Source organism: Parabacteroides sp. AM58-2XD, assembly GCF_003463685.1.
Taxonomy (GTDB): Bacteria; Bacteroidota; Bacteroidia; order Bacteroidales; family Tannerellaceae; genus Parabacteroides; species Parabacteroides segnis.
This window is the reverse complement of sequence record NZ_QSDP01000209.1, coordinates 1-2,327: the sequence shown is the minus strand read 5'-3', so window position 1 is coordinate 2,327 and position 2,327 is coordinate 1. Positions and strand designations below refer to the sequence as shown.

3 protein-coding genes are annotated in these 2,327 nt (G+C 34.6%); all 3 read right to left on the bottom strand.

The annotated features are described in order from the left end of the window. Positions 1 to 37 precede the first annotated feature (37 nt). The 3 genes from DXA15_RS24790 to DXA15_RS24780 all read right to left on the bottom strand — a co-directional run bounded on the left by DXA15_RS24790 (position 38) and on the right by DXA15_RS24780 (position 2,221). Positions 38 to 550, bottom strand: coding sequence for a hypothetical protein (locus tag DXA15_RS24790; protein ID WP_233567633.1), 513 nt, complete (start codon positions 548 to 550; stop codon positions 38 to 40). Between the two features lie 130 nt (positions 551 to 680). Further along, positions 681 to 1,379 (bottom strand): porin family protein, encoded by a 699-nt coding sequence (locus DXA15_RS24785; protein ID WP_128135817.1) that lies wholly within the window; start codon positions 1,377 to 1,379, stop codon positions 681 to 683. A 107-nt stretch (positions 1,380 to 1,486) separates the two neighbouring features. Next, the gene (locus DXA15_RS24780) at positions 1,487 to 2,221 is read right to left on the bottom strand and encodes a hypothetical protein (protein ID WP_128135816.1); all 735 of its coding nucleotides are present in this window, start codon (positions 2,219 to 2,221) and stop codon (positions 1,487 to 1,489) included. Positions 2,222 to 2,327: the final 106 nt, after the last annotated feature.

Genomic DNA, 2,327 nt, shown 5'->3' with positions numbered 1-2,327 from the left:
AATAATAAGACGAAGGGGAGCATTAACCTTAAAAGACTTAAAGCTGGATGGGATGAGAACTTTTTGGAGACACTTTTACAAGAGAATAATTTTTAATGCGTCTGCCCTGCGAAGTGGGTTGTTTTTCATTTTCATAACCCACCCGAAGCGTTTCGTTGGCAGGAACAACCATATATGCGCCAGGTTCCATATTGAACGTCACCTTCAGGTCACGATCTCCCCACCTGTTTATATTGGGTGTACGCAACCGGAGAGCCGGACGGAAAAGTATCCGTTTTACATTCGATTCATCCGAACCGATATACCATCTCATGTTTCCCGGAGCAGATCCGGAATAATATTCGTCGTAAAACTGTCCCGTAAAATTAACACCTCCTGTTATACCGACATACCGGCAAACAAAAAAAGTAAACGCCGGCTCCACCTCCCAGGAGTAGTTATTATTCAACCCTCCTGAAAGAGCAAATTCCCATCTCCTGAATGCCTCTTCCTCTTTTGCCCCGGCAACAACAGGGAGCAACAACACCATCCATAACAACAATCGTTTCATATCTTTTCCGTTTTCACTATTGTGAAGACATGAAAAACAAGAAATACCCCTATCCTGCGACAGGAAATTTCTATAATTTATAATACAAACAGCCATGATACGAATGCAGGAACATGTTCGTCCCCATTTTTTATAAACTAAACTTATAGCCCACTGAAATACTTGCAGTTCTATTTTTCATTTTATGTGTTGCAGTCTTATAACTGGGTGTATCAAAGCCGGACCATACTTTCTTTAATCCCAGATCGTAAGCAAAAGAAACGACAAAACGAGATATTTCTCCCGATAGCCCAAACCTAAGTCCGGAATCAAACCGATCGAATGCTTTTATTTCCGTATCAGCAATCCAGTCCCATTTAAAATCTTGATACAGGTTATCCCAACGTTCAGAACTACGAACATTCCCATTATCATTAGAAACAATAACATCAATCTCACCATAACCTGCTACTCCACAAGCAAAATAAGCTCCGACAGAAGGAACCAAATACACATTTTTCATTATTGGAATCCGATAACCAACCATTAAAGGAACCTCTAAATATCCTAAATGAATATCAGCCTGTCTCAATACAGATGAATAATTGTATTGATCCCACAAACCTGAAGCACCTTTGCTTGAATAAGATAAACCAGACTGTAGCATAAGTCCGTTTTTAAACAAATAATCAACAGATAATCCTCCTACCACATCTGCATTATGAGAATTACTTATGATAGCTAAAGAGGAAACATTCATACCCATTTCGACTCCCAAACGCACTTGGGCATTCACCGTCACAATACTCAAACAAATGAGTATACTCAAAATACAACATCTAACTTTCATACTCTTCTACTTTTAAGTTATATATACTTTATAGACTGGATTCAATAAAATACCCCTATCAATAGGATAGAGATATTTTACTTAATCCACCTTCAATATATTAATTCTTATTCCGTTTTATTCTCTATATAATCATGATCTGAACATGTATTATCTTTATCATTATAATTTCTCATATAATAATTATACCCCAGTCCTTCAGGATAAGTACCTGCTGTCTTCACCATAAAATGAATACATTGTGCAGAAGTTAGAGGATTTGCATAATTTTTAACCATAAGTCCTAAATCATAAGTTTGTACACCATATTTAGAATCATCATCTATCTTATCCACTCCATCATGATCAAAATTATAATCAACAGCCAAAGACCCTAATGTAGCATCAGGCTTTACAGATATTGGTATATTTTTAAAATGACAGTGAATCTTCTCAATTGTATGGCTTGTACTATAACGCTGCCAACCACCCCATTTTTTATTTCTTCTACCAAAACATGTAACTTCAAATTGAACTTTTGTATAAAATGTACCTTGAGCATCTTTACTTACTAAATGTCTGATTAATTTACAACTTGCATTTACACTTTTTTTATTATCCGATTTAACATATTCCATATTATCGTAATCAACATATTCGTCTTCATCTCTCAATAAATCATTAGAAATAATATACGAATATTTTATAGGAGTGTTTTTAGCCATAATATTAGATTCGGCAGAAATGTATTTACCGTCTACAATATTTTTGGTGTCATTTAAATAGAAAACACCATCTTTATTAGCCACACAACGATAAGCATTTGCTTGTATAATAGGCATAATAATGCTATCATTATTCATATGGTACATTATTCATATATACATACTTAGAATATTTAGATAATAAAAAAGTAACTTTCAATTTCATCATTATCATTCTGAGCATTTTCTATTTCATCAATAATTT